Below are 3,152 nucleotides of genomic sequence, written 5' to 3' on the forward strand. Positions count from 1 at the left end.
GGGAGATGACCGGGGGGACGGAGGGGAAGGCCGGGATGGCACCACGGACCGTGTCGGATCGAATGTCCGACCTGACCACAGATCTGACCAGGGGGTTCGCCTCCCTGAACCTCGATCCGTCACCGGGGCTGCGGAGGTCGCGGAAGCAGGTGGAGGCGCATCGGCCGGTGCGGGCTGCATGGCGTGCGGTGGGTCGGGCGATCCGCGAGGGCGTGAACAGCGTGGGGCGATCGGTGCGGAACTGAACGGCCCGGGTGGGCCGGGCGGCGTGGAGGCGGGCCGGCTGACCGTCGAGCAGGCGTGGGCGGGCCCGTTGCCCGCGCCGGGGGTGCTGGAGCAGTACGAGCGGGTGCTCCCGGGCGCCGCCGAGCGCATCCTGCGGATGGCCGAGACGGTGGCCACCGGGAACATCCGGGTCACCGAGCGGCAGGCGGAGGCGGAGATACGGACCGCCCAGCGCGGTCAACTCCTGGCGGCGACGCTCACGCTGGCCGCCATGAGCGGAGCCGGCGCGTTCTTCCTGCTCGACAACCAGGTGGCGGGGATCGCGCTGCTGTCCCTGCCGCTGTTGATGTTGATCCGTTCGTTCCTCATCCGGTCCTGAGCGGTGTCCGGCCGTTCCGCCCCGCCGGGGGTGCCCGGCCGGGCGGAACGGGCGCGGGGGCGCCCCGGGGCCGTCAGTCCCAGGCGAGACCGGTGAGCAGTCGGTACGCCTCGGTGTACCGGTCGCGGGTGCCGGCGACGACCTCCTCGGGCAGCGGCGGGGGCGGGGCATCGCCGTCGCGGTCCCAGCCGGAGGCGGGCGAGGCCAGCCAGTCGCGGAGGTACTGCTTGTCGAAGGGCTGCTGGGGGCGGCCCGGCGCCCACTCCGACTTCAGCCAGAAGCGGGAGGAGTCGGGGGTCAACACCTCGTCGGCGAGGACCAGCGGCCCGGCGGCCGCCTCCCCCTCGCCGCTCCCGGGGGCCGTCGCCTCCCGACCGAACTCGAACTTGGTGTCGGCGAGGATGATGCCCCGATCACGGGCGATGTCCCGACCGCGGCCGTAGACGGCGAGGGTGAGCTGGCGCAGTTCGGCGGCGGTCTCCACGCCGACCCGGCGGGCCACCTCCTCGTGGGTGACGTTCTCGTCGTGGTCGCCGACCTCCGCCTTGGTGGCGGGGGTGAAGATGGGGGCCGGGAGCTCGGAGCCGTCCTCGAGGCCGGGCGGCAGGGCGAGGCCGCAGACGGTGCGGTCGCGGCGGTACTCCACCAGGCCGGAGCCGGTGAGGTAGCCGCGTGCCACGCACTCGATCGGCAGCATCTCCAGCGGCCGGCACACCATGACCCGGCCCTCCCAGTCGGCGGGGGCCCCGTCGGGTACCTCGGTGGAGATCAGGTGGTTGGGGACCAGGTCGGCCAACTGGTCGAACCACCACTGGGTCAGTCGGGTGAGGATGCGGCCCTTGTCCGGGATCTCCGTCGGCAGCACCCAGTCGTAGGCGGAGATGCGGTCACTGGCGACCATGACCAGTTCCCCCGCCTCGTTGCGGTAGAGGTCCCGCACCTTGCCGGTGTGCAGGTGTTCCAGCCCGGGGACCCGGGCGGGCTGGGGGGTTTCCACGAATCCGGGCACGGCGTTCTCCTGGGAGAGAGACGATGAGGCGGCCGACGGGCGGCGCGCGCGTCGGTGGGGTTCGGAACCGCCATTGTCCCCCGAGGACGATCTCCCCGCCGCTCCGGGGCCGGGCGGCGGGGTGTCCGGGGCCGAAACGCCGCGCCCCGGGACCGGCCGGGCACGGGCACCGGCCGGCGTCCCCCGGTGCCGCGTCGGCGGGAGCCGGGGCCGGTCAGCCGCCTCCGGCGATCCGGTCGAACAGGTTGGCGGTGGCGCGCCGGATCCGCTCGTCGGTGTGGTCCGGGCGGCCCAGGGCGGGGGACCAGGCGAAGGTGCCGGAGGCGAAGACCCAGGCCCCGCTCGGGGCCCGGTACAGGGAGGTCTCCTGGTGGCGGGTGACCCCGGCGTCGTCGCGGTAGGGGGAGTGGGCCAGCAGGATGCGGCTCTCGTAGGGGGACAGCGGAACCCGGGGGGCGTAGCCGTCGGCCTCCCCGGCGACGAGGCCGGGCAGTTCGTCGCCCTCGGCGAGACCGGTGCCCTCCCACAACCAGTGGTGGGCGTTGCGGACGACCAGCGGCCGGGGCCGCGGGACCCGGCCGAGGTACTGGAGCCCGAGCACGGTCTGCTCGGACTCCCCCCGGTCGCGCCAGCGCGCGGAGCGCCCGGGGCCGCGCCGTTTGGTGCAGGTCAGCAGGCGATCGGGGTCGCCGTTGGGCAGGGCTCCCAGCTCCACCTGCCAGTACATGGTGTTGGCGGAGAGGAAGACCAGGGAGGTGCCGGTGTCGCGGGCCCGCTCGACGGCGCGGCGCATGGGGACCGACCAGTACTCGTCGTGGCCGGGGAAGACCAGCCCCCGGTGGTTGCCCGGTCGGACCCGGCCGGCGTGCAGGTCGCGGGCGGTGGCGTAGGAGAGGTCGTAGCCCCGGCTCTCGGCCCAGCGGATGACGTCGTAGGCGTGGCCGACGTGCAGGGGGAGGCCGGCGCCGGCGAAGGGGCGGTCGAAGCAGACGGTGACGGCGGCGTCCTCCTCGCCGAGGAGTCGGCCGTCGGCGTCCCAGGCGTGGTAGAGGCTGGCGCCGGTGCGACCGTCCTCGGGGAAGAGGTTGTACGCCTGCCAGGTGATGTCGGGCAGCAGGAGCAGCAGGTCGGAGGGGCGGTCATCGCGGACGGTGAAGGGCACGTGGGAACGGTGTTCGCCGTCCAGGGTGGTGAGCACCGCGACGTAGGCGCCGGGGCGCCAGTCGGTGGGGACGGGCAGGCGCCAGGAGAGCCACCAGTGGTGGCAGCACACGGTGCGGTCGGCGACCAGGGGGGCGCTCTGGCTGGTGCCCATGAGGGTGGGGCTGCTGGAGACGTGGCGGGCGCCGGCGCCGTCGTAGTGGCCGATCCGGTAGATGTCGATGGTGAACCTGCGGGGCGGGTTGACGGTGACGCGGAAGTCGATGGACTCGCCGGGGGCGACCGCGCCGACCGAGGAGTAGCCCTTGATCCGCAGGTCCACGTCGTCGGAGGTGCGGGGGCCGCCGCGCTCGTCGCCGCCCCGGCGGGGGGCGGCGA

General features: G+C 74.5%; 4 protein-coding genes. 2 read left to right on the forward strand and 2 right to left on the reverse strand.

Going from position 1 to position 3,152, the window contains the following annotated elements:
- Both FOE67_RS21025 and FOE67_RS21030 read left to right on the forward strand, forming a co-directional pair.
- Positions 1-245, forward strand: a 245-nt coding sequence (locus tag FOE67_RS21025) for a hypothetical protein (RefSeq protein ID WP_228474126.1), incomplete at its 5' end; no start/stop codon positions are given.
- Positions 246-268: 23 nt separating this feature from the next.
- Complete coding sequence (locus FOE67_RS21030; protein WP_182666406.1) at positions 269-604, forward strand: DUF2335 domain-containing protein; 336 nt, start codon at positions 269-271, stop codon at positions 602-604.
- Positions 605-677: 73 nt separating this feature from the next.
- On the opposite strand, the gene FOE67_RS21035 is transcribed toward FOE67_RS21030, so the two are convergent.
- The gene (locus tag FOE67_RS21035; RefSeq protein WP_182666407.1) at positions 678-1,613 is read right to left on the reverse strand and encodes a phosphoribosylaminoimidazolesuccinocarboxamide synthase; all 936 of its coding nucleotides are present in this window, start codon (positions 1,611-1,613) and stop codon (positions 678-680) included.
- Positions 1,614-1,827: 214 nt separating this feature from the next.
- The coding region (locus FOE67_RS21040) for a N,N-dimethylformamidase beta subunit family domain-containing protein (RefSeq protein ID WP_182666408.1) at positions 1,828-3,152 on the reverse strand (1,325 nt) is incomplete at its 5' end.

It is taken from the genome of Streptomyces calidiresistens (assembly GCF_014141525.1).
GTDB classification, from domain to species: domain Bacteria; phylum Actinomycetota; class Actinomycetes; order Streptomycetales; family Streptomycetaceae; genus Streptomyces; species Streptomyces calidiresistens.